This is a genomic window from Streptomyces camponoticapitis (genome assembly GCF_014646115.1).
GTDB lineage: Bacteria > Actinomycetota > Actinomycetes > Streptomycetales > Streptomycetaceae > Streptomyces > Streptomyces camponoticapitis.
In genome coordinates this window covers 1-23,170 of sequence record NZ_BMMV01000017.1, presented here as the reverse complement: position 1 = coordinate 23,170, position 23,170 = coordinate 1, and the positions used below count along the sequence as shown (strand labels likewise).

Below are 23,170 nucleotides of genomic sequence, written 5' to 3'. Positions count from 1 at the left end.
CCTCCCCATCTCTCGCCCCGAGAGGGCGAATTGACGATGCGTCAGATCCGCGGGACTCGCGGACCTCTTCCCGCCAGGGCCTGTTCGAACCACACCGTTTTGCCGAGCGGGGTGCTGCTGCTCCCCCAGCCGCGGGCCAGCCGGCTCACGACCCGCAGCCCCCTGCCGAACTGGTCGTCGGGCTTCGCGCCCAACAGGCTCGCCGGGGCCGGTTCGTCGTCGGTGACCTCGCAGAGCAGGGCGTCCGTGCGGACCAGCCGCAGCCCCACATGGCGGGTACGGGAGTGCCGTACGGCGTTGGTGACCAGCTCGCTGACCATCAGCTCCGCGTTCTCCACGGCCCCGGGCAGATTCCAGTCGTCGAGCTTGCCGCGCACCAGCCGCCGGGCCCGCGCGACCTCGCGCGGGTCGAGGGCGAGCTGCCACTCGGCGACGTCACCGTCCGGGATGCCGTTCAGCCTGGCCATCAGCAGCGCCACGTCGTCCTTACGGCCGCCGTGTGTGTTGAGCGCGCGGATGATGGTGTCGCAGGCCCGGTCCATGGAGGCGGCGGGATGCGCGGCCGACTCGCAGAGCGCCGCGAGGCCCGCGCCGATGTCCTGGCCGCGCACCTCGACGAGGCCGTCGGTGCAGAGCACCAGCCGGTCGCCGGGACCGACCCGGACCGTCGCGGTCTCGAACGGCACTCCGCCGACGCCGATGGGCGCGCCGGTCGGCAGGTCGAGCAGTTCGCTGCGGCCGTCGGCGGCGCGGACCACGACGGGCGGGATATGTCCGGCGTTGGCGATCTGGAGCTCGGAGCGGATGGGGTCGTAGACCGCGTAGAGACACGTGGCGAGATAGTTCTCGCCCAGACGCTGGGCCAAGTCGTCTAGATTACGGAGCAGTTGGGCGGGCGGCATCTCCATGGTCGCCATGGTCTGCACGGCAGTGCGCAACTGGCCCATCATCGCAGCCGAGTTGAGGCCGTGGCCCATGACGTCGCCCACGATCAGCGCGGTACGTGAGCCGGGCAGTTTGACGGAGTCGAACCAGTCGCCGCCGATCCTGCCGAGCCGGGCGCCGGGCAGATAGCGGGTGGCGATGTCGCAGCCCGCCATCCGGCCCGCGACCTGGGGCAGCATGCTGTCCTGGAGGGTGTCGGCGACATTCTCCTGATACGTGTACATCCTGGCGTTGTCCAGGACCAGACCGGCTCTCGCGGCCAGTTCGGCGCCGGTGGTGCGGTCCATGTCGTCGAAGGGGTGCCGCTCCTGACGCCGCATCAGCACCATGAAGCCCAGCACCACGTCGCGCGCCTTGAGCGGTACGAGCAGCATGGAGCGGTTGTTGATGAGCGGACGCAGGTCACGCTTCTCGAACTGCGCGGAGATCCGGTCGCCGTCCGCCTCGTCGAGCCGGGGGATCAGGACGGGCTCGCCGGTGACCATGCACTGGAAGAACGGGGTGTGTTCGGGGAAGGCGATGGCCTCGCCGATCGGCACCGTGTCGTCCCAGCGGCCCGGTTCGTCGTTGTGCTCGACCCAGACGCGGTGCCAGATGGTGGTCACGTCGGGCGTGCCGGTGGGGAAACCCTCACCGGCCAGGACGGCGGCCCGCAGATGGGTGCCCGCGAAGTCGGCGAAGCGGGGGACGGCAGCGCTGGTGACCTCGCGGATGGTGCGCGCCAGATCGAGGGAGGAGCCGATCAGGCCGCTGACCTCGTTCAGGAACTCCAGGCGTTCGCGGACGGCCGCGTATTCGAGGTCGAGTTCGGGCGTAGGCACGGAGTGGCCGGCGCCGTCGGCGGTGTGGTGCGTCAGGTCGGCGCCCGGCCCGTCGCGGTCCGCCGTACCGTACGCGCGGCCCCGCCGTACGGCCGCGCGGCGCGGCACACCCCAGTCGGGAGTGACCGGGACCCGGTCGTGGTGGCTGAACTCCAGGACGGGATAGCCGAGTTCGAGGACCTGGGCGACGATGCGCTCCGAGTCCGCGACGCTCATGTTGGGCAGGATGTGCGGGAGTTGGCCGGCCAGTGAGTCGGAGTCGGGGAATTCCGTGTGCAGCGAGAAGCTGGGCGCGATCCGCTCGCTGTCGGCGCCGACGTCGATACGGAGCTGGTCGACGTCCGCCGCGAGTACGAGATGGCGGCCGGGTCCCGGCCCCGCGAGCGGATAGGCCCACCACAGCACGTCGAGCCTGGGTCGTCCCACGTCGGAGAGTTTCGCCCGGCCCGCGGTCGGATAGGGGCTGCGTCCGTGCAGGTCGGGACCGAGCTCGTCGTACCCGTCGTACGCCTCGTACGCGCCGTTGACCCGCCCGGTCCGGTCCTCGGTGAGCGCCCCGGCGACCGGCATCAGATCGCCCGCGGGCTGCCCGACCGCGTCTTCCTTGGAATGGCCGAAAAGCCGCCGTGCGCCGCTCGACCAGTGCGACACGAGGCCGTTGGCGTCCACGACGACCACGGCGAGCGGAATCCGGCCGGCCACGGCGTGCTGCTGCCGTGACCGGAGCGGCGGAGTGCCACTGTCCATGGGTGGAAGGCTCCTTCCCCGCCGCCGGGATCTGCGGCTGTGCACCCACGGTACGGCTCCGAACACGCAGTGCGCGGGGCAATCAACCAAAAGGTCGTGCGCCCGCGCACTCCGGAAAGTTGACTGAAATTCAGTCAGTAAGCGGCCCCGTCCTCGTGGCCCAGTTGCAGGTCCCGCTCGGTGCGCCCGCCGCCCGCCATCCGCAGCACCGTGGCCACCGGCGGATACCCGGCGGCGATGACCGTGTACTCGCCGGAGGACAGATCGACGAAACGGAACGTACCGTCGGCGCCCGTCGTAAGAGTGTCGACGACATTGCCCGCCGCGTCGAGCAGCGTGACACGGGCGTCCTCGACCGTACGGCCCCCGCCGGCCCGTACCGTGCCGCGCAGCACCGCTCCGCCGGCCAGCTCGATGTCCTGTCTGGTCTCACGCGAGGCCTGGACACTGACGAGGAGCGCGGCGGGGCGGAAGGCGGGCGCGCTGGCCGCGAGGGTGTACTCCCCCGCCACCAACTCCGAGATGACGTAACCGCCTTCGCGCCCGCTGCGGGTGGAGGCGACGACGTCACCGCGTACGTCGGTGAGGGTGACGGCGGCGTCGCGTACGGGGGTGCCGTCGGCGGTCAGTACGGCTCCGGCGAGCCGTCCGGCGCCGCCGAGGACCACGTCGAGTTCGACGGGCCGCTCGCCGACGGTCACGGTGACGGCCTGCGGCTGGTGCCCGCCGGCGGCGGCGATCATCACGTACGAACCGGCGCCGGGCACGCTCAGCGCGTACCGCCCGTCCTCGCCGCTGGCCCCGCGACCGATCTGGGTGCCCTGTACGTCGATGAGGGTGAGGGCGGCGCGCGGGACGGTGGTGCCGTCGTGGTGCTGGACGGTGCCGCAGACGGCCACGCCCGGTGTGTAGGTGGGGGACGGGGCGGCGCCGTTCGAGGGAACGGAGGCCGACGGGGCGGTGCGGGCGGACGGAACGGCGGTGGACTCGGCGGTGGACGCGTTGTAGGACACCAGCGGTTTCTCCTTGAGGAAGCAGGCGATGAGCAGGCCGAGCAGGAGCACCGGCACGAGGTAGAGGAAGATTCGCGGCATCGCGTCCGCGTACGCCTGGATGTAGCTGTCCCGCAGCGCGGGCGGCATCGCGTGCACCATCTGCGGCGTGATGGACTCCGCGCTCGGCAGCCCGGCCCCGGACGGGACTCGGTCGACGAGCGCGTCGGTGAGCCGGTCGGCGAAGAGCGTGCCGAAGATGGCGGCGCCGACACTGCCGCCGATCTGCCGGAAGTAGTTGTTGGCACTGGTGGCGGTGCCGAGGTCGGAGGGCTGGACGGAGTTCTGCACGGCGAGGATCAGCACCGGCATGACCAGGCCGATGCCGATGCCGAGCACGGCCTGCCAGACGCTGTATTCGAGCCGGGAGGTGTCCGTCTCCAGGCGGGACAGCAGCCACATGCCGACGGCGGAGATCGCCGCGCCGAGGATGGGGTAGACCCGGTAGCGGCCGGTCTTGCTGATCAGCTGGCCGGAGATGACGGACGCGCCGACGATGCCGCCCATCATCGGGAGCATCAGCAGGCCGGACTCGGTGGCCGAGGCGCCGTCGACCATCTGGAGGAAGGTCGGCAGATAGCTGGCGGCGCCGAAGAGCGCGACGCCGATGACCGCGCCGACGAGACCGGTGATGTTGAAGATCGAGTCGCGGAACAGCCGCAGGGGGATGATCGGTTCGGGCGCGAAGCGTTCGACCACGAGGAACAGGACGGCCGTCACGACGGAGCCGGCGGCGAGTCCGAGGATGACGCGCGAGCCCCACTCGTACTCCGTACCGCCCCAACTGGTCAGCAGCACCAGGCAGGTCGAGGCGGCGGCGAGCAGCAAGGCGCCCATGATGTCGAGACGGGCCTTGCTCCGGGGCTTGGGGAGTTTGAGTACGACGGTGACGACGGCGAGTGTGACGAGGCCGAACGGCACGTTGAAGTAGAAGCACCAGCGCCAGGAGACATGGTCGGTGAAGAAGCCGCCGAGCAGCGGCCCGGCGACCGAGGCGAGGCCGAACGCGCCGCCGATGAGGCCCATGTAGCGGCCGCGTTCACGGGGCGGCACGATGTCGGCGATGATCGCCTGGACGCCGATCATGAGTCCGCCGGCGCCGACGCCCTGGAGGGCGCGGAAGGCGATGAGTTCGTTCATCGTGCGGGACCAGCCGGCCAGGGCCGATCCGACGACGAAGACGACGATGGCGAACTGGAAGACGCCCTTGCGGCCGAAGAGATCGCCGAGCTTGCCGTAGATCGGCAGGCCGATCGTGGAGGTCAGCAGATACGCGGTGATCGCCCAGGGCATCCGGTCGAGGCCCTGGAGCTCCCCGACGATCTTCGGCAGGGCGGTGGCGACGATCATCTGCTCCAGCGCCGCGAGGAGCAGCGCGAGCATCAGCCCGATGAAGACCAGGCGCACCCGGCGCGGGGAGAGTTCGTCGCCCGGGGTGGCGGCGCCGGTGGCGGGTGGGGGCGGATTGATCGTGGCCGGAGTGGGCACGGTGGCCTGCTCGTCGTCCTTCACCAGCGTGATGCCACCCACGAATTGCTCCCCTTCGTCGCGTCTGCGCGGCGTAATTCTTCACATTGCACGCAGAGCGGGAGCAAGTCGGACGGTTCGCCGAAGGCCGTACGGCGCGTGGCGGCAGTTGGTGGGGAGGAACTCCCGGGGGCGCTCATCAGCGGGTTTCCCACGACGCGTGGTGCGCGGGCGCACGTCACGCGTCGCGGGGAAATCCACTCGAATCGGTGACCCCGGGGCCGGTGTCTCTTGACGTCAGGGCGGCCGCGTACTCAAGGGACTTGACGGGTCGCGGACTTGAGACTCAGGACGTCTCGGACGCCTTCTCCGTCTCGGCCGCGAGCTTTTCGAGCAGCTCGTCGTAGATACGGGCGAGTCCCTTGGGCGCGAACGTCCTCTCGAAGAAGCCGCCGATGCCGCCCGCGCCGTCCCAGACGGTGGTGACGACGGCCTTGGAACGGCCCTCGCCGGCCGGGGTGACGACCCAGGTGGTGACCATGGAGGAGTTGCGGTCCTTCTCCACGAGCTGCCCGTCCGTGGGCTCGGTGACTTCGAGGAGACAGTCACGGACGCGCTTCTTGGTCGCCTGGAGCTTCCAGTGGACGAGCGTCCCCTCGCCGTCGCCGCCCTCGCGGACCTCGTACTCACTGAAGTGCGCGGGCAGCACCTTCGGACGGATCTCCTGGTAGTCCGCCAGCGCGTCGAACACCGTCTCCGGGTCCGCCGCGATGATCCGCTCCGTCGTGGCCTCGACCTGCGCCATGGCTTCCTCCAGCATTCGTTTCTCCGGGCGGCCAGCCAACCATCTCCGCGAGGCGCGCCCAAATCCGGGGTTGCATCGATCATGGGAACACGTGTTCTATTCAGTGGTCAGTACAACTGAGGAGGTGCACAGGCGCTGGGACAATCTGGCCGAGAACCCCATGTCGGCCCGCGACGCTGCGCTCTTCGGTACGGACGCGGTGACCGCCAGGACCTTCGACACCCCCGAATTCCGCGGCATCACCTTCCACGAGATCCGCGCCCGTTCGATCGTGAACCGGGCACCGGGCGCGTCCCGGATGCCCTTCGAATGGACGGTCAATCCGTACCGGGGATGTTCACACGCCTGCTCGTACTTCACTGCACGACCCTATTGAGCCCGGGAGGGCCGATGCTCAGCACTCCGAACGCGGACAAGGCCTGGAAGGGTATGACGAGGTCATTCCCGACCCGGGAGGCGCCAGGCCAGTATGGCGCCCCGGGCACGGCGGAGAGGACGGCTTACGCCGTGCTGCTGCATGGACCGGCTGTACGCCCAGGTGGCGCTGACGCGAGTCAGTGGCTGCTGCTGCGCGACCGCACAGCGAAGCGCCTGTAACCGACACACCAGCAGCAGCCACACTTCAGGAACGCGTCAGTCGCCCAAGACGCCGTCGAGGTAGTCCTGCACCGACCCGCACAGGCCGCGCAGAACCAGCCTGCGGACAATCGCCCTGCGAGACCCAGACGACCCCTGCGACTCCCCTGACGCCCACCGGAGCGTTTCCGTGTGTGTTCAGGTCAGCGCAGGCCATCTGTGTCGTCGTGCTCTTCACCGACTGGGAGTCGCCGACGGTCGTCCCCGGGGTCCTCGCTGTAGGCAACCGCGGAGGATGCTTCTTGGAAGTTGAACCTGAGCTGCTCCTCCGACGGAGCATCAATCGGGTAGGAGGGCCGGTCACCCGGCCCGCCTATCCGATTGATACGTCGGCGTCTCGCCAGCGTGAAGCCCGCCTGGACGAGGGCACCTAGCCCATCGGTATCGAAATCGACGCCCAGCACGCCGCCGCACTCACCATCACCCCCGACAGCTTCCACGGCGAGTGGAACTACACGATCCCGCCCCAGCCCGGCGCCCCCGCCGTGCCCCTCCAGCCACCCACCCGCCGTGCCCACCCCCGTCACGCCCACACCTTCGACACCACCATGGCAACACGTGGTCGCCTGGCTGCCGCCGGATCTCGACGAGGCGGCAGTCGTCGCCGCCTCCGCCCGCCGCGGCGTCGCCCTACGCAGCGTCGCCCGCTACCGCCTCAACCCGGCGGGCCCGGGCGGCCTGATCTTCGGCTACGCAACCCTTTCGGAACGCGCAATAGCAGAAGGCATAGCCACCCTGTCCCACGCGGTCGCGGACGTACGAACCACGTAACCGGCTCCGCAAGCACCACGGGTCTCTTGCCGGCAGGGCTCGCAGACATCGGCGCTCAGCGCGACCACCGCCTCGGTGCTGACGGTCACGCCGCTCGGGGGCCTCGTCGCGGGGTACTTCGTGGACTCGGCGGGGCTGTTCGCCGCGACGTGGGTGCTCGGTGGTGCGTACCTCGTCGTCACGCTCGCCCCGGCGATCTTCCCCGTGTGGCGGCTGATGGACCAGCCCGCCCCCGCCGCGGGCGCGGCGCGGGATGCTGGGAGGCCGCGAGCGGGTGGGCAGCGTGCCGTAGAGGACGGTGGACCTGCCGATCCGGACACCCCTTGAACGCGGCATGTGAGGACCCGTAGAGACACCGCATGGGAGGCAGCCACGGACCGAGGTACCCGCGCCGGGCTCATCGGCCGGCTGGCCGGGGTGATCGGCTCCGTCACGACCGCGCACCCGCTGCGGGTCGCCGTCGACGGGCCGCCCGCCGCCGGGAAGACCACACTGGCCGACGAACTCGCCGTCTCCCTGCGCGCGCAGGGCCGCGACGTCGTCCGCGCGACCGTCGACGACTTCCTCTTCCCCCGCGAGCAGCGCTACCGACGCGGCCGGTGCTCCGCCGCAAGCTGCTACCACGACGCCCACGACCGCGCCGCGCTGTGCCGGTCCTGCTCGATCCGCTGGGCCCCGGCGGCGACCGGAGGTTCCGGCACGCGGTCCACGACGGCGGCACCGACACCCCCGCGTCCCCGCCGGCCAGGACCGCCGCCGCAGACGCCGTCCTGCTCTTCGACGGCGTCTTCCTCCTGCGCCCGGATCCCATCGACCGGTGGGACCTGCGCATCTTGGTGTCCGTCCCGTTCGACGAGACGGTGGGTCGCGCCCGGAACCGGGCCACCGCACAGGCGGGGTCCACCGCCGGTGCCACGGACATCGAACGGTCCTGGCGCCACCGCTACATCCCCGCCCAGCAGCTCTACTTCGCCACGGCACGCCCCACCGACCACGCCGACGTCATCGTCTACAACGACCGGCCCCAACGGCCTGCTTGGGAAGTCCGGCCGCCGCGGCCGACGGCGGAGCGCTGACGAGATCGACCACCCGGCCGGCTGCGCAGCGACCGTGGGTTCTTGTTTCACACAGGTGTGAAACAAGAACCCACGGTCTGCGTCAGCCGGCGGCCTCGGTCAGGCCGACTGGTCGGCCTCGGCCTCCGGAACACGCACCCGGCCGATGACCGGAAGGAAACGGCCGGTGCTGGCACAGTACTGGTGGTACGGGCTGCCGTGGACGCGGCGGAGGTAGGGCTCCTCCACCCGCCGCACCTGGAGCTGCAGACCGAGCAGGCACGCCGCCCCTCCAACCAGGGCCAGGTAGTTGGGCACGACCAGGGCGATGCCAAGGACGAAGACGAGGGTGGCGGTGTAGATCGGGTTGCGGATGAGGGCGAAGGGGCCGCCCGTGACCAGGGCGGTGCTCTCCTCCGGGTCGACGTCGTTGCGCCAGGAAGCCCCCATGGCGCTCTGGGCACCGAGGACCAGGATCAGCGTCAGCACGGCGATACCCGCACCGGTCAGCCGCACGGCCGTGTGATCGAGGAAACCTATCGCGTCGAGGCCGACGAGATCGGCCACCGGCGCCGCGATACCCACCAGCACCGTCCCGGTGACCAGCACGGACCTCGCCTGCTGCTGGGCCGGGATCGACGCGCGGGCGCGAATGCCCGTGTCGTCGTTGCGGCGCTGCTGGATCAGAGCCCGAGCAACACCGGCCAACAGTACGAATGCCACAAAAAGGACGAGCGCAAGGACGGGCACAGTACTCACCTCCGAGAAACACGCGGCTACGGAACGAGCCGCGTTCGTGGTCAGTGCAGCGCCAGGACAGGGCGTAATCCGACGTTATATCATCGATCAAAGCCCCCCACCCACAACGACCCCCCGGAAATGCCCCCAATGTGCCCAAATAGGCATGAATATCGAGAGGGTATCCGCACTCCGCGGACTTCATGACCCGGCGCCGCCCGAATGACTCAAGAGGAATGTCGGTCTTCGCTTACTCAAGTGGCTGGACATCCTTCGATACGCCCGTACCATTGCGGGTAATGAGCGAGCACGGAGGTGGGACACCCCCATGGCTCCGCGCGACGAAGCACTGAATGCCTGTTCACGCACACATGGCAACACATCGCTACTTCCGACCCAACCGGAAGGAATCAGAATGACCCGTAGTTGGGGCCGATCCGGCGACCATCTCGACGTCAAGACCAGGACCGCCGGCGAGACCAAGGCGGCGACGGTGGCGCTGTTCCACCTCCTGGGCGACACCACGAGGCTGGCAATCCTCCAGCGCCTGACGTTCGGCGAGGGCACCGTCGTCGATCTCGTGAAGGCCCTGGGTCTGCCCTCCGCCACCACTTCGGCACACCTGTCGTATCTCATGGACTGCGGGCTGGTGGACCGGCGCATCGCGGAGCACGGTCACGCTTACTACATAACCCATCAGCCGGAACTCCTCGATCTGCTGAACAACGCGGGGCACCTTCTGGCCGCAGTGGGCGCCGATACGGCGTGCGGTCATATTCACGGCACCGTAGAAGGAAATGCGTCATGAACGGTATCTCGTGCGGGCCTGCGGATTGCTAAATCACGACCCCCTGCGCATGTTGTATGGCAGCCCGTTCTGGGCAATTACGCCGAGTGTTATCGTCGACGTATGGCGATAACGAGCGGGGCTGCATCGCCCGAATTCCGAAAGAATCTCGCGCCCGCCGTGTCACTGTTCCGGGGCCTCGCCGATCCGGCCCGGCTGTCCATTCTTCAGCCAGGGCTGATTCAAAGTCTGGGTGATCATAAGGGTGTGCAGGTCGTGATGGTGTGAGGATCCGGGGGAGGCCGTGACGAACGCAACGAAGCTCCGGTTGGCGGGGTGACCTTGCCAAGTCGCCCAGTGCTTCCGAAGCTTCGATGTGCCGCCAGTCTGCCACCGTCTGCCTGACCAAGTCGCCCGCTGCCGCCCAGCGTGCCGTGAGCGGCATCGCTGAGCGGCTCGCGGTTCTTCGCGACCCGCGCCACCGGCGCGGACGGCGGCACTCACTGGTGGCGGTGGTGCTCACCGCCTGCTGCGCGGTGCTGGCCGGTGCCCGTTCCTACCTGGCCGTCGGCCAGTGGGCCCGTCACGCGCCGCAGGACACACTGGCCCGCCTCGGTGTGCGGGCCGTCGGTCCGCTGGGCGTGCGCCGGGCGGCGTCCGGCTCGACGATCCGCCGCATTCTGGCCGTGGTGTGCCCCGGTGGGCTCGCCGACCTGCTCGGCTGTGATCCCGCCGGTGCGGCACATCTGGCCGTGGACGGTAAGTGTGCCCGCGGCTCGCGCACCGCCTGCGCGCCGGCCGCGCATCTGCTGTCGGCCGTGCTGCCCGGCGGGCGCACCGTCAGCCGGCTGCGGGTGCCGGCCCGTGACGCATCGCCGCAGGCCATCGGGAAACTCGCCCGACGCAGTGGGGCATCGAGGCCGTCCACTACGTCCGAGACACCACGTTCGGCGAGGACGCCTCCAGGATCCGAAACGGGCACGGCCCGGAGAACACGGCCACGCTCCGCAGCTTCGCGATCAGCACCCTGCGCGCCGCCGGGCACCACAGCATCGCCGGCGGCCTGCGCAAGGTCTCCTACCAGCCCTTCACCCTCCCACTGGACTTGATCGGCCTCCCGTGACCAGCAACACCACATGATCACCACGACTTTGAATCAGCCCTGATTCTGCAGCGACTGGCCGGCGGCGAGGCACGCGTGGTCGACCTGACGACCGCCATGGGCATGGCGCAGTCCTCGGTCTCGGCCCACTTGGCGGTGCTGCGCGAGTGCGGTCTCGTGGTGGCGCGCCCGGAGGCAAGACAGATGTTCTACTCGCTCGCCCATCCCGACCTGCCGGACCTGCTCACGTCGTCCGCGGAGAAGATCCTGGAGACCACGGGCAGCGCGGAGTTCCGTCCGGACGGCGAGCCCGACACACCCTAGATAACATCGCCCAACTCCGATACCATCATCCCGGCATGGTGATATCGACGTCATGAGCTGCGGCCTTGAGGGCGAGCGTGGTGAGTGCTGCGGGATCGCCAAGCCACGTTCCGTCCATCTGCATCGACCACGTAACTCTGCCAGCGGCATCGCCAGGACACCGGGCCGCATCACACCGGTCGTTGCCTACCTGCTTTGAACGCACTCCATCCGCACCGTCGGCGGCACGACGCCCTCGTTCCACCCGTGCAGTCTCACGCGGATCGCGGTCAATCCCGGGCAGGGTCTCCGCACGCCTTCCGAGCCGGCCGAGATCCCGCCCGGGTGTTCCGACACATCTGACCACGAAGGAAGCAAGATGCAGCCGATACCGGAGGATTGGAGCCGCGCCGTCGCCGTCGCCGCTCACCCCGACGACTTGGAGTACGGGGTCGCCGCCGCGGTCGCCCGGTGGACCGGCCAGGGCAAGCACGTCAGCTACGTACTCGCCAGCCGCGGGGAGGCGGGCATCGCGGGCAAGCACCCCGACGAGGTCGGCCCGCTGCGGGTCGCGGAACAGCGGCGCGGCGCGGCCGTCGTCGGAGTGAGCGACGTCGAGTTCCTCGACCACCCCGACGGCTTGCTGGAGTACGGGCTGCCGCTGCGGCGGGACCTGACGGCCGCGTTCCGGCGGCTGCGGCCCGAGGTGGTCATCACCATGAGCTTCGACCTCACCTGGGGCGAGAAGGGGCCGGTCAACCACTCCGACCACCGCGCCCTCGGGCTGGCAGTGCTGGACGCGTGCCGGGACGCCGCCAACGAGTGGGTCTTCCCCGAAGCGGGCCCGAAGGTGACCGGCCTCAAGGACGCGTACGTGGCCGCCACGGGCGACCCGACCCACTTCGCCGACGTCAGCGAGACGATCAACGCCGGCGTCGCCTCGCTGCGCGAGCACCAGGCGTACATCGACGGCCTGGACAACGACTTCGAGCCCGACGACTTCCTCCGCAACATGACGGGATACGTCGGCCTGGGCGCCGGCTGCGACTACGCCGTCGGCTTCCGCCGTTACCCGATGGGCTGAGAAACCGTCTCCGACGGACCCCAGACACGTACGGATCGCCGATAAGTGAGGTCACCATGCCCGATCCGGCAGAGGGCTACCAGCATGTCCAGGAGCGGCTGATCGCGGTCGTCACCGATCCCGCGACCGCATTGCAGACGCGGGTCCCCGCCTGCCCAGCCTGGTCGGTGCACGACGTGCTGGCCCATCACACCGGATACGTCGCGGACATCGCGACGGGAAACTTTCCGGAGTTCGCCGAGGGGCAGAGCATTCTCGACGAGTGGCGCGACGACGGGGTCGCGCGGGCCAGGGACGCGATGACCGCCCGGCAGGTCACCGAGCGGGAAGACCGGCCGGTGGACCAACTGGTGGCCGAGTGGCAGAAGTCCACCCCGCCGCTGCTGGAGCTGCTGCGCGGCCCGCGGCCGGACGCCGCGCCCTTCGGGGCACTGACCGGCAATATCGCGCTCAACGACCTGGTCGTGCACGAGACCGACATCCGCGCCGCCCTCGGCCTGCCCCGGGCGGCCGAGTCCCCCGCGCTGTCCACGGCCCTCGCGGGATACGGCATGGGCCTGGGGCACCGCATCCGCGCCCTCGGACTGCCCGCGCTGGTCCTCTCCTACGCGGGCATGGAGCGCACGATCGGCGACGGCGAGCCGGGCGCGCGACTGCGCGCGGACCGGCACGAGTTGCTGCGCGTCATGGCCGGACGCCGCAGCCGGGAGCAGATCCTCGCCCTCGACTGGGACGGAGACCCGCTCCCGTACCTGGACGTCCTCTCCGAGTTCGGCCCCGTCAAGACTGCGACCACCGACTGAGCAACGCCCACCGGACTCCCCGCCCCACCGACGCCTCCGTCTCGTCCCTGTCTGGAGCGAACATGCCCACGCCGTCCGTCGACCCGCAGCGCTTCAAGGACAACCAGCGGTCCACCTGGGACGGCATGAGCGCCGGCTGGGCGGCCGCGACCGACATCTTCGAGCGCGGCGGACAGCCCACCACCGAGCACCTTCTCGAACGGGGCGGCGTACGCCCCGGTCAGTCGGTCCTCGACCTGGGCACCGGCCACGGGGAGCCCGCGATCAGGGCCGCGGAGGCGGTGGGCCCGGAGGGTCGCGTCGTCGGGGTGGATCTGTCGACCGCCATGCTCGCGCGGGCCCACGCACGTGCTGCCGCGCTCCCCCAGGCCGAGTTCGTGGAAGGCGACGTGGAGTCGATCGGCCTGGCCGCGGAGTCGTTCGACGTGGTGCTGAGCCGCTGGGGTCTGATGCTCGTCATCGACCAACTCGCGACCTTCGAGGCGATCCGGCGCGTGCTCAAGCCGGGCGGGGTGCTGGCGACGACCACGTGGGGGCCGCCGCAGTCCGTGCCCATGCTGTTCACGGCCACCCGCGTGCTCGGTGAGCGGCTGCGGCTGCCCGGGCCGCCCCCGGGGCAGCCGGGGCCGTTCAGCATGTGCGAGGCCGACGCACTCGCCAAGACCGTGACGGCGGCGGGGTTCAGCGACGTCACGGTCACGGAGTTCACCGTGCCGTTCGTGCTGCAGAACCCCGCGGAGTACGCGGCCTTCGGCCGGGCGGTCACCCCCCGGGCCGTACTCGATCTGATCAAGCGCCGCTTCGGGTCCGAGGACGATCCCGGCACCTGGGGCGCGGTGGCCGACGCCGTCGAGCGCCACGCGGCGGGCGACGGGCGGATCATGCTGCCTTCCACCGCGCTGAGCGTCCGGGCCACCGCCTGAGAGAAGCACCTCGCCGGCCGGCCCCGGGCGGGGCCGGCCGGCGAGGTGTGTGCCGGGGAGCCGGGGACTATTCGGCCATCCGGGTAACCCACCGGAAGACCTCGGAGCTCCTGCCGCCGGGGCCCTTCGGGTCCGGGTCGCGTTCGAAGTGCTCGTATCCGCCCTGGTGAGGGACCTTCACCGTGTCCATGGCGCCGGAGACCGCTGGGTGCGCAGCCTCCCCGGGCGAATCACTGGGGCCGCCTTCCAGAGCTATGGTGACGGCTTCCTGACCGGTCATGCTCTCTCCATCGCTGTTCACCAAAATCCTCCTTCGGACAGATATGCGCTGCCCTTGTCCGGGTCCAGGAACCACGCGGAAAGATCGTTGGGATCGGCGAAGCCGTTGGCCAGGCGGTCGGCGACCTCCTGGTGCCTGTCGGCCGCGGGGAACATGCGCGACACGTGGGGCGGCGGCTGGAGCATCGTGTTGGTCCACGTCGTCACGGCCTTGCCCGTCGTGTTCCAGAACGTGTCCCACGTGCGCCGCATCCACTCCTCGTCGAAGGGCTTGCCTTCGTGCTCGAGGATCGCTTGCAGATACACCGCCGCGCAGTGCGCCGCGTTGTTGGCGCCCTGGCCGGTGATCGGGTCGTTGGTGAGGACCGCGTCCGCCATGCCGAGGACAGGACCGCCGTTCCTGCCGGGCCGCCCCACGGGGTTGCGCACCCCCGGGGTGACGGCGCCGGTGAGGAAGGCGCCCCAGTCGGTCAGTTCCACGTCCCGGGCCCGCTCGTATTCACGCGGTGTGTGCTTCTGCATCAGCTCGAGGGTGATCTTCAGATGCTCCGCGCCCGTGTGGGTGCGGCGGGTGAAGCGGTCGAGTTCCCCGCCGGGGACGGCCTCGAAGAAGAGGATGTGGCACGGGCCCGTCGTGGTGAGGGCGGGAACGATGAACAGCTCGCCAAGGCCGGGTATGAGGGTGAAATTGACCATGTTCGCGTCGCCGAGATCGGGGTCGGGCCGCAAGCCGCGCACGTAGGTCACCGACAGGTTGCGCTGCGGCTCCTTGTAGGGCGAGAGCGCGGGTTCGGGCATGAACATGCGCGACAGCCCGCCCCGTCCGGCCGCGATGACGATCAGGTCGTACATCTCGTTGCGGGTCATGTACTCCAGGTCGGAGCCCATCGCGCTGCCCACGATCACCCGGTCCTCACCGGTCTCCCGGGTGGCCTTGCGGGCGAATTCCTGCAGCCAGACGCACATCTTGAGCCGCTGGTCGACGGACTGGAACGGGCTCTCCATCCGGCCGTGGAAGTCCATGCCCCGGTTGCCTGGCCCGCCGGTCAGGGTGGGTAGCGCGAAATGGAACCCGTCGATGACGGGGGCCTCGTCGTCCCAGAAGTTCAGCCCGAGGTCGCGTTCGTGCCGGAGCGCGGGGGCGAACATCGCCTGGGTCGACCGCACCCGGCCCTCGCGGATCTCGTCGGGGGTACGGGACGTCATCACGGTCACGTCGTAGTCGTGCCGGCGCAGTCCGTGGGCCAGTTGCAGCCCGGACTGGCCGGCACCCACGACAAGAATCTTTCGGGTGCCCATCGGCAACCTCCGCTGTGAAATGTGGGTCATTTACTCGGCGAGCGCGGCTGCGACTTCCGCCGAGATCAGGTCACTGATTTCGGCGAGGTGCGGCGCGAGATAGAAATGGCCGCCCTCGTATACGTGGACGCTGGTCTCGCCCGAGGTTTCGTCGGACCACGCCGGGACGTCGTCGACGTGCACCTTGGGATCGGCGTCCCCGGTCAGCACCCTGATGGGGCACCGCAGTCGGGGTCCCGGCAGCATGCGATACGTCTCGATGGCTTTGTAGTCGGTGCGTATCGCCGGAAGGATCATCCGCACCAATTCGTCGTCCTGAAGGAACCCGCCGTCCGTTCCGCCCAGGGACCGCACCTCGGCCAGCAACTCCCGGTCGTCGCGCAGATGCATGTCCTCGTCGTCCCTGACGATCGAGGGTGCGCGCCGCCCGGACACCATGAGCGCGGAGAGGCCCGTACCGGCTTCCTGCTCCAGGCGGCGGGCGACCTCGAAGGCGAGGACGGCCCCCATGCTGTGGCCGAACAGCACCAGCGGCCGGTCGAGCCACGCGGTCATCCGGCCGGCGATCTGGTCGACCAGACCGGGAACGTTGTCGATCATCTCCTCGGTCCGCCGTTCCTGGCGGCCCGGGTACTGCACGCCCAGCACCTCCACCGCGGGCCCGAGCGTCCGGCCGAGCGGGAAGTAGAAGGAGGCGGAGCCGCCGGCGTGCGGGAAGGCGACCACGCGTGCGGAGGCGCCTCCGGCGTCGTTCAACTGCCTGATCCACGGGTCCGTCGCGGTCGCTGTCAATGCGCTGCCTTTCTCGTACGGTCGCTGAACATCACGAAGGGGCCCGCTGGTGCCACGACGACAGCGCCGGCAGCAAGGTCCGTAGCGCGGAGCGCTCCGCTTCGCTGCCGAGCGCGAGGGTGTGCGCCAGCGTCTCGGCGTCCCCGTGCTCGACCGCCGCCCAGAACGCGGACCGGCCGGGCGGCGCCGCCGGGGAGCCGGTGGCATCCGCGCCCGCGGGTTCCGCGCTTGCGGATTCCGCCGAGTCCGAGGCCCGCCAGTACCGCTGCCGCTGGAAGGCGTACGTCGGCAGCTCCACGGCCGGCGTCGGTGCCCCGTCGAACAGAGCCGCCCACTCCACCGGAATCCCGCGCACGAACACCTCGGCGAGCGCGGTCAGGGCGGCCAGGGGTTCCGCCTCGCCGGGGCGCAGCACCGGAACGAGCACCGGCCCCGGCCCCCGGTTGCGGCCGGCGGGCCCCAGCTCCAGGATCGCGGTCGCGTCCTGCGCGGCCAGGTCGGGCACCAGGGTGACCTTCGGTGCGGACACCCACGACTTCTCGACCAGCCGCCGGAATTCCTCGGTGTACGGGTCATGCCCGCCTGCGGCCACCAGGGCGCAGGCGTCCGCCAGTGGCAGCGCCCCGGCCGCGAACGCGGCGGCCACGTACCCGACTCCGTCACCTGCCATGACGTCGGGCTCGATGCCCCAGGAGGACAGCAGCCGCCAGAGGGCCACCTCCAGCGCGAACACGCCAGCCTCAGCGGATGCCGTGTCGGGCGGCCCCGCCGCGTCCGGCTCGTGGTCCGCGAAGATCTCCGCCGCCAGCGGCCGGTCCAGGGCAGCGCCCACCTCGTCCAGTGCCCGCGCGAACACCGGGAAGCTCTCGTAGAGGCCCTTGCCTTGCCCCCGCCACCGCGAGTCCGTGCCCGGGAAGTTCATCGCGAGCCGGACGTCCCGCTGCACCTCGCCCGTCACCAGGCCGGGCACCGGCTCCCCGCGCGACAGCGAGGCGACCTGGACCATCAAGTCGTCCCGGTCCCGGGCCAGCACGACGGCCCTGTGGTCGAGGTGCGCCCGGGTCGTGGCCAGCGCGTGGCCGACGCCGGCCACGCCGCCGACAGCCGGCGCGGGAGCGGCGGACAGGTGGTCGTGCAGCCGCGCCGCCTGGCGCGCCAGGGCCTGTTGGGTTCTGGCCGAGACCGGGCACGGCACCACCACCGGCGGCGCCAGCGCCCCGTCCGCCGCAGGTTCGCTCTCTGGCTCGCCCGGCGGGGCCTGTTCGAGGATGACGTGGGCGTTGGTGCCGCTGATCCCGAACGAGGACACCCCCGCCCGCCGCGGCCTGCCGGTGTCCGGCCACGGCTGCGCCTCGGTCAGCAGCGCCACGGCGCCGGCGGACCAGTCGACGTGCGGTGACGGCTCGTCCAGGTGCAGCGTCCTGGGCAGCATCCCGTGCCGTAGCGCCAGCACCATCTTGATGACGCCCGTCACGCCGGAAGCGGCCCTCGGGTAGCCGATGTTGGATTTGATCGATCCGATCCACAGCGGCTGCTCGGCGGGGCGGTCCCGGCCGTAGGCGGCGATCAGGGCCTGTGCCTCGATCGGGTCGCCCAGGGGGGTACCGTTACCGTGCGCCTCCACCGCGTCGACATCCGCGGGCGTCAGCCGGGCGCTGGCCAGGGCCCGCGCGATCAGCCGCTGCTGGGAGGGTCCGTTCGGCGCCGTCATGCCGTTGGACGCGCCGTCCTGGTTCACCGCGGAACCGCGCATCACCGCCAGTACGCGGTGGCCGTGCCGCCGCGCGTCGGACAGCCGCTCCAGCAGCAGGACGCCCACGCCTTCGCCCAGCCCCACGCCGTCGGCGTTCGCCGCGAAGGGCTTGGACCTGCCGTTCGCGGCCAGGATCAACTGCTGGCTCGCGCCGGACAGCAGGTCGGGATGGCTGATCACCGACACCCCGCCCACCAGCGCCAGGGAGCACTCCCCCGACCGCAGCGCCTGGCCGGCCAGATGGAGCGCCACCAGTGAGGACGAGCACGCGGTGTCCACCGTCACCGTCGGCCCTTCCAGGCCGAGCGTGTACGCAAGCCGGCCGGAGATCACGCTGGTGGCCCGGCCGGCCACCGCGGCCGCGTCGATCCGTCCGCCACTGCCCGCGCCCCAGCCGTACTCGGTGGCCATCGCGCCGATGTAGATGCCGACGGCGCTGCCGCGTACCGCTGCCGGAGAGATCCCGGCGCGCTCGAACGCCTCCCAGGAGGTCTCCAGCAGCAGCCGCTGCTGCGGGTCCATCACCGTCGCCTCGCGGGCGCCGATCCCGAAGAACCCCGCGTCGAACTCCGCCGCGGAGTCGATGAAGCCGCCGACGGGGCCTTCGTTCCCGCCCGGCTCGCCCGGGCCCTGTGGTGCGGGCGCGCCCCGCTCCCAGCCGCGGTCCCCGGGCAGCGGCGACACCGCGTCCCGCTCGTCCGCCACCAGGCGCCACAGTTCTTCCGGCGACTGCACGCCGCCGGGGTAGCGGCATCCCATGCCGACGATCGCGAGGGGTTCGGACAGCGCGGACGTGAGCCGCTGGTTCTGCTTGCGGAGCCGCTCGGCCTCCATCATCGAGGCACGAAGTGCTTCGACGACCTTCTCGGTGGACAGAGTCATGACAGGCTCGGCTCCCCGTCCGTGTCTTTGAGTGCGAGCTGTACGAGGTCGGCCGCGCCCATCTCGGCGAGCGCACTGCCTTCGCCCGGGTCGTCGGCGGCCGGCGCGCCGTCGGAGCGCGCGAGGGTGAGGAGCAGGTCGAGCACGCCCGCCTGGCGGAGCCGCGGCAGCGGAATCCCGGCCAGCGCTCGCCTGACCTCCGCCTCGTCTGCGTCCCCGCGCTCCACCGCGGCGGGGCTCTCGTCCGAGCCGGGCGCGAACCGGCCGCGGAGGAAGGCCGCCAGGGCCTCGGGGGTGGGGTGGTCGAAGACCATCGTGGCCGGCAGGCTCAGCCCGGTGACGACGGAGAGCCGGTTGCGCAGCTCGACCGCGGTGAGGGAGTCGAAGCCGATCTCGCTGAACGCCTGGTCGGAGACGACCGAGTCCGGCGAGGCGTGCCCGAGGACGGTCGCGACGTGCGAGCGTACGAGCGCGGTCAGGATCCGCTGCTGATCGGTCTCCGACGCGCCCGTCAACTGCCGTACGAGCACGGACGTATCGGCCGCGGCATTCGCCGACCGGCGGGACGTGACCCGGACGAGACTGCGGAGCATCGCGGGCACGGCGCCGCCCTGGGCGCGGAGGCGCGCGGCGTCGACCTTGGCCGCGACGACCAGTGCCTCGTCGGTCTTGAGCGCCGCGTCGAACAGCGACAGCCCCTGGTCGGTCGAAAGGCCGACGAAGCCGGTACGCCCCATGCGGGCGATGTCCTGCTCGTCCAGATGCCCGGTCATGCCGCTCGCCTGCGCCCACAACCCCCAGGCCACGGATGTCGCGGTCAGGCCCTGGGCCCGGCGGTGGGCCGCCAAGCCGTCCAGGAAGGCGTTGGCCGCCGCGTAGTTGCCCTGACCCGGCGCACCGAGCACACCGGCCGCCGAAGAGAACAGCACGAATGCCGACAGATCCATGTCCCGCGTCAGCTCGTGCAGGTTGACCGCCGCGTCCACCTTCGGCCGCAGCACGGCCTCCAGGTGTTCCCCGGTCAGAGATCCGATCACGCCGTCGGCCAGGACACCCGCCGAATGCACCACCGCGGTCAGGGGGTGCTCGGCGGGGATCTCCGCCAGCACCGAGGCCAGCGCCTCGCGGTCGGCCGCGTCGCACGCCACCACGCTCGCCTGTGCCCCCAGCCCCGCCAGCTCGTCGACCAACTCCGCCGCACCCGGCGCCGCCATGCCGCGCCGGCTGGTCAGCACCAGATGCCGCACGCCATGGGCCTGTGCCAGGTGCCGCGCCACGGCCGAGCCGATGACCCCGGTCCCGCCCGTCACCAGCACCGATGCGCTGCCGTCCAGCGGCGGCGGGATCGTCAGGACGACCTTGCCGATGTTGCGCGCCTGGCTCAGATAGCGGAACGCCTGCCGGGCGCGGCCGACATCGAACGTCGTCACCGGGATGTGCCGCAGCTCGCCGGACTCGATCAGCCGCACGACCTCCGACAGGATCTCCTGGATCCGCTCCGGGCTCGCCTGCGTCAGGTCGTACGCCTGGTACGCCACGCCCGGGTGCGCCTCGGCGAACTGCCCGGGGTCGCGGACGTCGGTCTTGCCCAGCTCCAGGAACCGGCCACCGCGCGGCAGGAGCCGCGCCGAGGCGTCGATGTACTCGCCGGGGAGGGAGTTGAGGACGACGTCCACGCCGCGGCCCCCGGTTGCCGCGAGGAACTTCGCCTCGAAGTCGAGGTCGCGGGTCGAGGACAGGTGCGCGTCGTCCACACCAGCGGCGCGCAGGGCGTGCCACTTCTGCGGGCGCGCCGTGCCGTAGATCTCAACGCCCAGGTGGCGGGCGATCTGCGTCGCCGCCGTGCCGACGCCGCCGGCCGCGGCGTGGATGAGGACCACGTCGCCCTTGCTGAGTCCGGCGAGGTCCACCAACCCGTAGTAGGCGGAGGCGAACACCGCCGGTACCGCGGCGGCCTCTTCGAACGACCAGCCTTCGGGCATCCGCGTCAGCAACTGGTGGTCCGCCACGGCCACGGGCCCGAACGCCTGCGGTACGAAGCCCAGCACCCGGTCGCCGACGGCGAAGCCCTCCACACCCGGACCCACTTCGGTGACGACACCGGCACCCTCGCCCCCGGTGAACACCCGGTCCGGAACCACCCCCAGGGCGACGAGGACATCGCGGAAGTTCAGCCCGGCGGCGCGTACCGCGATACGTAGCTGCCCCGGCTCGAGCGGCTTGTCGACCTCGGGGCACGCCACCGGCACCAGGCTCTCCACGCCGGTCGCGTCGTCGCGTACGTCCAGGCGCCACGGCACTCCGCGCGGGGGCGACAGCAGGTCGCCGTCCGCCCGGGCGAGCCGGGGCATCAGCGCCTCCCCCGCCCGTACGGCGAGCTGGGGTTCGCCGCTCTCCAGGAGCGCCGGCAGCAGACCGGCGGCGGCCGGGTCGTCCAGGTCGACGAGTGTGATCCGGTCGCGGTTCTCCGACTGCGCAGAACGCATCAGACCCCACACCGTGGCCTGGCCCAGCTCGGTCACCTCGTCGTCCGCCCCGACGGCAAGGGCCCCTCGGGTCACCACGACCAGCCGTGCGGCGGCAAGCCGCTCGTCGGCCAGCCAGGTCTGGACGGTTTCCAGGGCGTGCGCCGCAGCCTCGCGCGCCAGCTCCGCGAGGGCGCCCGCCGAGCCGTCCGGGCAGACGAGCAGCACGACGTCCGGAGGCGGCGCCCCTTCGGCCAGGGCAGCGGCAAGTGCCGGCACGTCCGCGTGGGTCTCGACGGTGATGCCCGCCGTGCGCAGGCTGTCGCAGACCTGCCCGGGCTCGGCCGCCAGCACGGCCCAGCGGCCCGCGGTCCGCGTGCCGCCGGCCGGCAGCGCCAGCCAGTCCATCCGCAGCAGGGACTCTTGTTCGCCGCTGCGCAGGGCCTCCAGCTCCTCCGGCGTGGCGGCCGGGACGAGCAGCGACTCGACGTACGCCGCCGGCCGGCCCGTGCCGTCCGCGAGCGCGACGGCGAACGCGTCCGGGCCCGTCTTCGTCAGCCGCACCCGCAGCGCGGTCGCGCCCGAGGCGAAGAGCCGCACCGAGTTCCACTCGGCGGGCAGGCGGATCTCACCCGCGGTCCGGAAGAAGTCGCCCAGGCCACTCGCCTGCACGGCGGCGTCCAGGAGTGCCGGATGCACACCGAACCCGGCGGCCTGCTCCCGGACGTGCTCGGGCAGCGCGACCTCGGCGAAGACCTCGTCCCCGCGGCGCCACGCGGCCCGCAGCCCGCGGAAGGCGTGGCCGTAGGCGTAGCCCGCCTCTGCCATCCGCTCGTAGTGCCCCTCGACGTCGACGGGGGTGGCGCCCGGGGGCGGCCAGGCCGTGAGGTCCGCCGCTTCGGGCGGGCTCTCCGGCGAGCCGGCGGTCAGGGTGCCGCTCGCGTGCCGCGTCCACTCGCCCATGACCTCGTCGGGGCGGGAGTGGATGCCGAAGGTGCGGAGGCCGGTGCCGTCCTCGGGCCCGACGCGTACCTGGAGGGCCACACCGCCGCGCTCCGGCAGCACCAGCGGTGATTCCAGGACCAGTTCCTCGACCCGGTCGCAGCCCGCCTCGTCCCCGGCACGTATCGCCAGTTCCACGAACGCGGTGCCCGGCATCAGCGCGACGCCGCCGACGACGTGGTCGGCCAGCCAGGACTGCGCCTGCGTCGACACCCGCCCGGTCAGCACGACCCCGCCGTCGGCCACCTCGACCGCGGCGGCAAGCAGCGCATGCTCCACCGCGCCCAGACCCAGTTCCGCCGGGTCGCCGGTGGCGTTCGACGGTGTCAGCCAATAGTGCTCGCGCTGGAACGCGTACGTCGGGAGTTCCACGCGGCGCGGTGCGGACCGCTCGAAGAAGACCGGCCAGTCGACGGACACGCCGTGGGTGAAGGCTTCGGCAAGGGAGGCGGTGAAGCGGGCGAGACCGCCTTCGTCGCGGCGCAGCGACCCGAGCGTCGAGGCGGGCAGACCGGTGGTGTCGATGGTCTCCTGTACGCCGACGGTGAGCACCGGGTGCGGACTCGCTTCGATGAACACCCGCCGGCCGCTGTCCAGCAGGGTCCGTACGGCCGCTTCGAACTGCACCGGGTTGCGCAGGTTGCGGAACCAGTACGCGG

Annotated in this window: 19 protein-coding genes and 1 pseudogene; 11 read left to right on the top strand and 9 right to left on the bottom strand. The window is 71.1% G+C overall.

The features are described 5' to 3' along the window. Positions 1-41: 41 nt before the first annotated feature. From IEY79_RS23910 to IEY79_RS23900, 3 genes are all read right to left on the bottom strand, one after another. The gene (locus IEY79_RS23910; protein ID WP_189109639.1) at positions 42-2,513 is read right to left on the bottom strand and encodes an ATP-binding SpoIIE family protein phosphatase; all 2,472 of its coding nucleotides are present in this window, start codon (positions 2,511-2,513) and stop codon (positions 42-44) included. 134 nt (positions 2,514-2,647) lie between these two features. After that, entirely contained in the window at positions 2,648-5,095 is a 2,448-nt protein-coding gene (locus IEY79_RS23905) for an MFS transporter (protein ID WP_189109638.1), read from the bottom strand. 283 nt (positions 5,096-5,378) lie between these two features. Beyond that, positions 5,379-5,837, bottom strand: a complete 459-nt coding sequence (locus tag IEY79_RS23900) for an SRPBCC family protein (protein WP_189109762.1) — start codon at positions 5,835-5,837, stop codon at positions 5,379-5,381. 160 nt (positions 5,838-5,997) lie between these two features. Here IEY79_RS23900 and IEY79_RS23895 point away from each other — a divergent pair. From IEY79_RS23895 to IEY79_RS37470, 4 genes and pseudogenes are all read left to right on the top strand, one after another. Further along, a pseudogene (locus tag IEY79_RS23895) lies at positions 5,998-6,204 on the top strand (Rv2578c family radical SAM protein); the annotation flags it as partial. A gap of 827 nt (positions 6,205-7,031) precedes the next feature. Continuing rightward, on the top strand, positions 7,032-7,244 hold the full coding sequence (locus IEY79_RS23890) for a hypothetical protein (RefSeq protein ID WP_229701076.1): 213 nt from the start codon (positions 7,032-7,034) through the stop codon (positions 7,242-7,244). Between the two features lie 75 nt (positions 7,245-7,319). Further along, a complete protein-coding gene (locus IEY79_RS23885) occupies positions 7,320-7,571 on the top strand; it encodes a hypothetical protein (protein WP_189109637.1) in 252 nt (83 codons plus the stop codon). Positions 7,572-7,891: 320 nt separating this feature from the next. Further along, positions 7,892-8,320, top strand: a complete 429-nt coding sequence (locus tag IEY79_RS37470) for a nucleoside/nucleotide kinase family protein (RefSeq protein WP_229701075.1) — start codon at positions 7,892-7,894, stop codon at positions 8,318-8,320. Between the two features lie 99 nt (positions 8,321-8,419). Here IEY79_RS37470 and IEY79_RS23875 read toward each other — a convergent pair whose 3' ends face one another. Further along, complete coding sequence (locus tag IEY79_RS23875) at positions 8,420-9,049, bottom strand: methyltransferase family protein (RefSeq protein WP_189109636.1); 630 nt, start codon at positions 9,047-9,049, stop codon at positions 8,420-8,422. 316 nt (positions 9,050-9,365) lie between these two features. Between IEY79_RS23875 and IEY79_RS23870 the strand changes: the two genes are divergently transcribed. From IEY79_RS23870 to IEY79_RS23840, 7 genes are all read left to right on the top strand, one after another. Then, complete coding sequence (locus IEY79_RS23870; protein ID WP_229701074.1) at positions 9,366-9,845, top strand: ArsR/SmtB family transcription factor; 480 nt, start codon at positions 9,366-9,368, stop codon at positions 9,843-9,845. 102 nt (positions 9,846-9,947) lie between these two features. Next, on the top strand, positions 9,948-10,112 hold the full coding sequence (locus IEY79_RS23865; RefSeq protein WP_189109635.1) for a hypothetical protein: 165 nt from the start codon (positions 9,948-9,950) through the stop codon (positions 10,110-10,112). 86 nt (positions 10,113-10,198) lie between these two features. After that, the gene (locus IEY79_RS38440; RefSeq protein WP_373292607.1) at positions 10,199-10,933 is read left to right on the top strand and encodes a transposase family protein; all 735 of its coding nucleotides are present in this window, start codon (positions 10,199-10,201) and stop codon (positions 10,931-10,933) included. Positions 10,934-10,986: 53 nt separating this feature from the next. Beyond that, a complete protein-coding gene (locus tag IEY79_RS23855) occupies positions 10,987-11,250 on the top strand; it encodes an ArsR/SmtB family transcription factor (protein ID WP_189109760.1) in 264 nt (87 codons plus the stop codon). A 358-nt stretch (positions 11,251-11,608) separates the two neighbouring features. Beyond that, positions 11,609-12,313, top strand: coding sequence for a PIG-L deacetylase family protein (locus IEY79_RS23850; protein ID WP_189109634.1), 705 nt, complete (start codon positions 11,609-11,611; stop codon positions 12,311-12,313). A 56-nt stretch (positions 12,314-12,369) separates the two neighbouring features. After that, positions 12,370-13,116 carry a maleylpyruvate isomerase family mycothiol-dependent enzyme gene (locus IEY79_RS23845; RefSeq protein ID WP_189109633.1) on the top strand — a complete coding sequence of 249 codons (747 nt, stop codon included), beginning with the start codon at positions 12,370-12,372 and terminating at the stop codon, positions 13,114-13,116. A gap of 62 nt (positions 13,117-13,178) precedes the next feature. After that, positions 13,179-14,039 (top strand): class I SAM-dependent methyltransferase, encoded by an 861-nt coding sequence (locus IEY79_RS23840; protein WP_189109632.1) that lies wholly within the window; start codon positions 13,179-13,181, stop codon positions 14,037-14,039. A gap of 67 nt (positions 14,040-14,106) precedes the next feature. Here IEY79_RS23840 and IEY79_RS23835 read toward each other — a convergent pair whose 3' ends face one another. The 5 genes from IEY79_RS23835 to IEY79_RS23815 form a co-directional block, all read right to left on the bottom strand. Next, positions 14,107-14,319, bottom strand: a complete 213-nt coding sequence (locus tag IEY79_RS23835; protein WP_189109631.1) for a DUF5988 family protein — start codon at positions 14,317-14,319, stop codon at positions 14,107-14,109. A gap of 17 nt (positions 14,320-14,336) precedes the next feature. After that, a complete protein-coding gene (locus IEY79_RS23830; protein ID WP_189109630.1) occupies positions 14,337-15,617 on the bottom strand; it encodes a styrene monooxygenase/indole monooxygenase family protein in 1,281 nt (426 codons plus the stop codon). 30 nt (positions 15,618-15,647) lie between these two features. Then, entirely contained in the window at positions 15,648-16,409 is a 762-nt protein-coding gene (locus IEY79_RS23825; RefSeq protein WP_189109629.1) for a thioesterase II family protein, read from the bottom strand. A gap of 31 nt (positions 16,410-16,440) precedes the next feature. Further along, positions 16,441-19,044 carry a type I polyketide synthase gene (locus tag IEY79_RS23820; protein ID WP_189109628.1) on the bottom strand — a complete coding sequence of 868 codons (2,604 nt, stop codon included), beginning with the start codon at positions 19,042-19,044 and terminating at the stop codon, positions 16,441-16,443. Next, positions 19,041-23,170: SDR family NAD(P)-dependent oxidoreductase (locus tag IEY79_RS23815; protein WP_189109627.1), on the bottom strand; the 4,130-nt coding region annotated here is incomplete at its 5' end. The genes IEY79_RS23820 and IEY79_RS23815, both read right to left, overlap by 4 nt.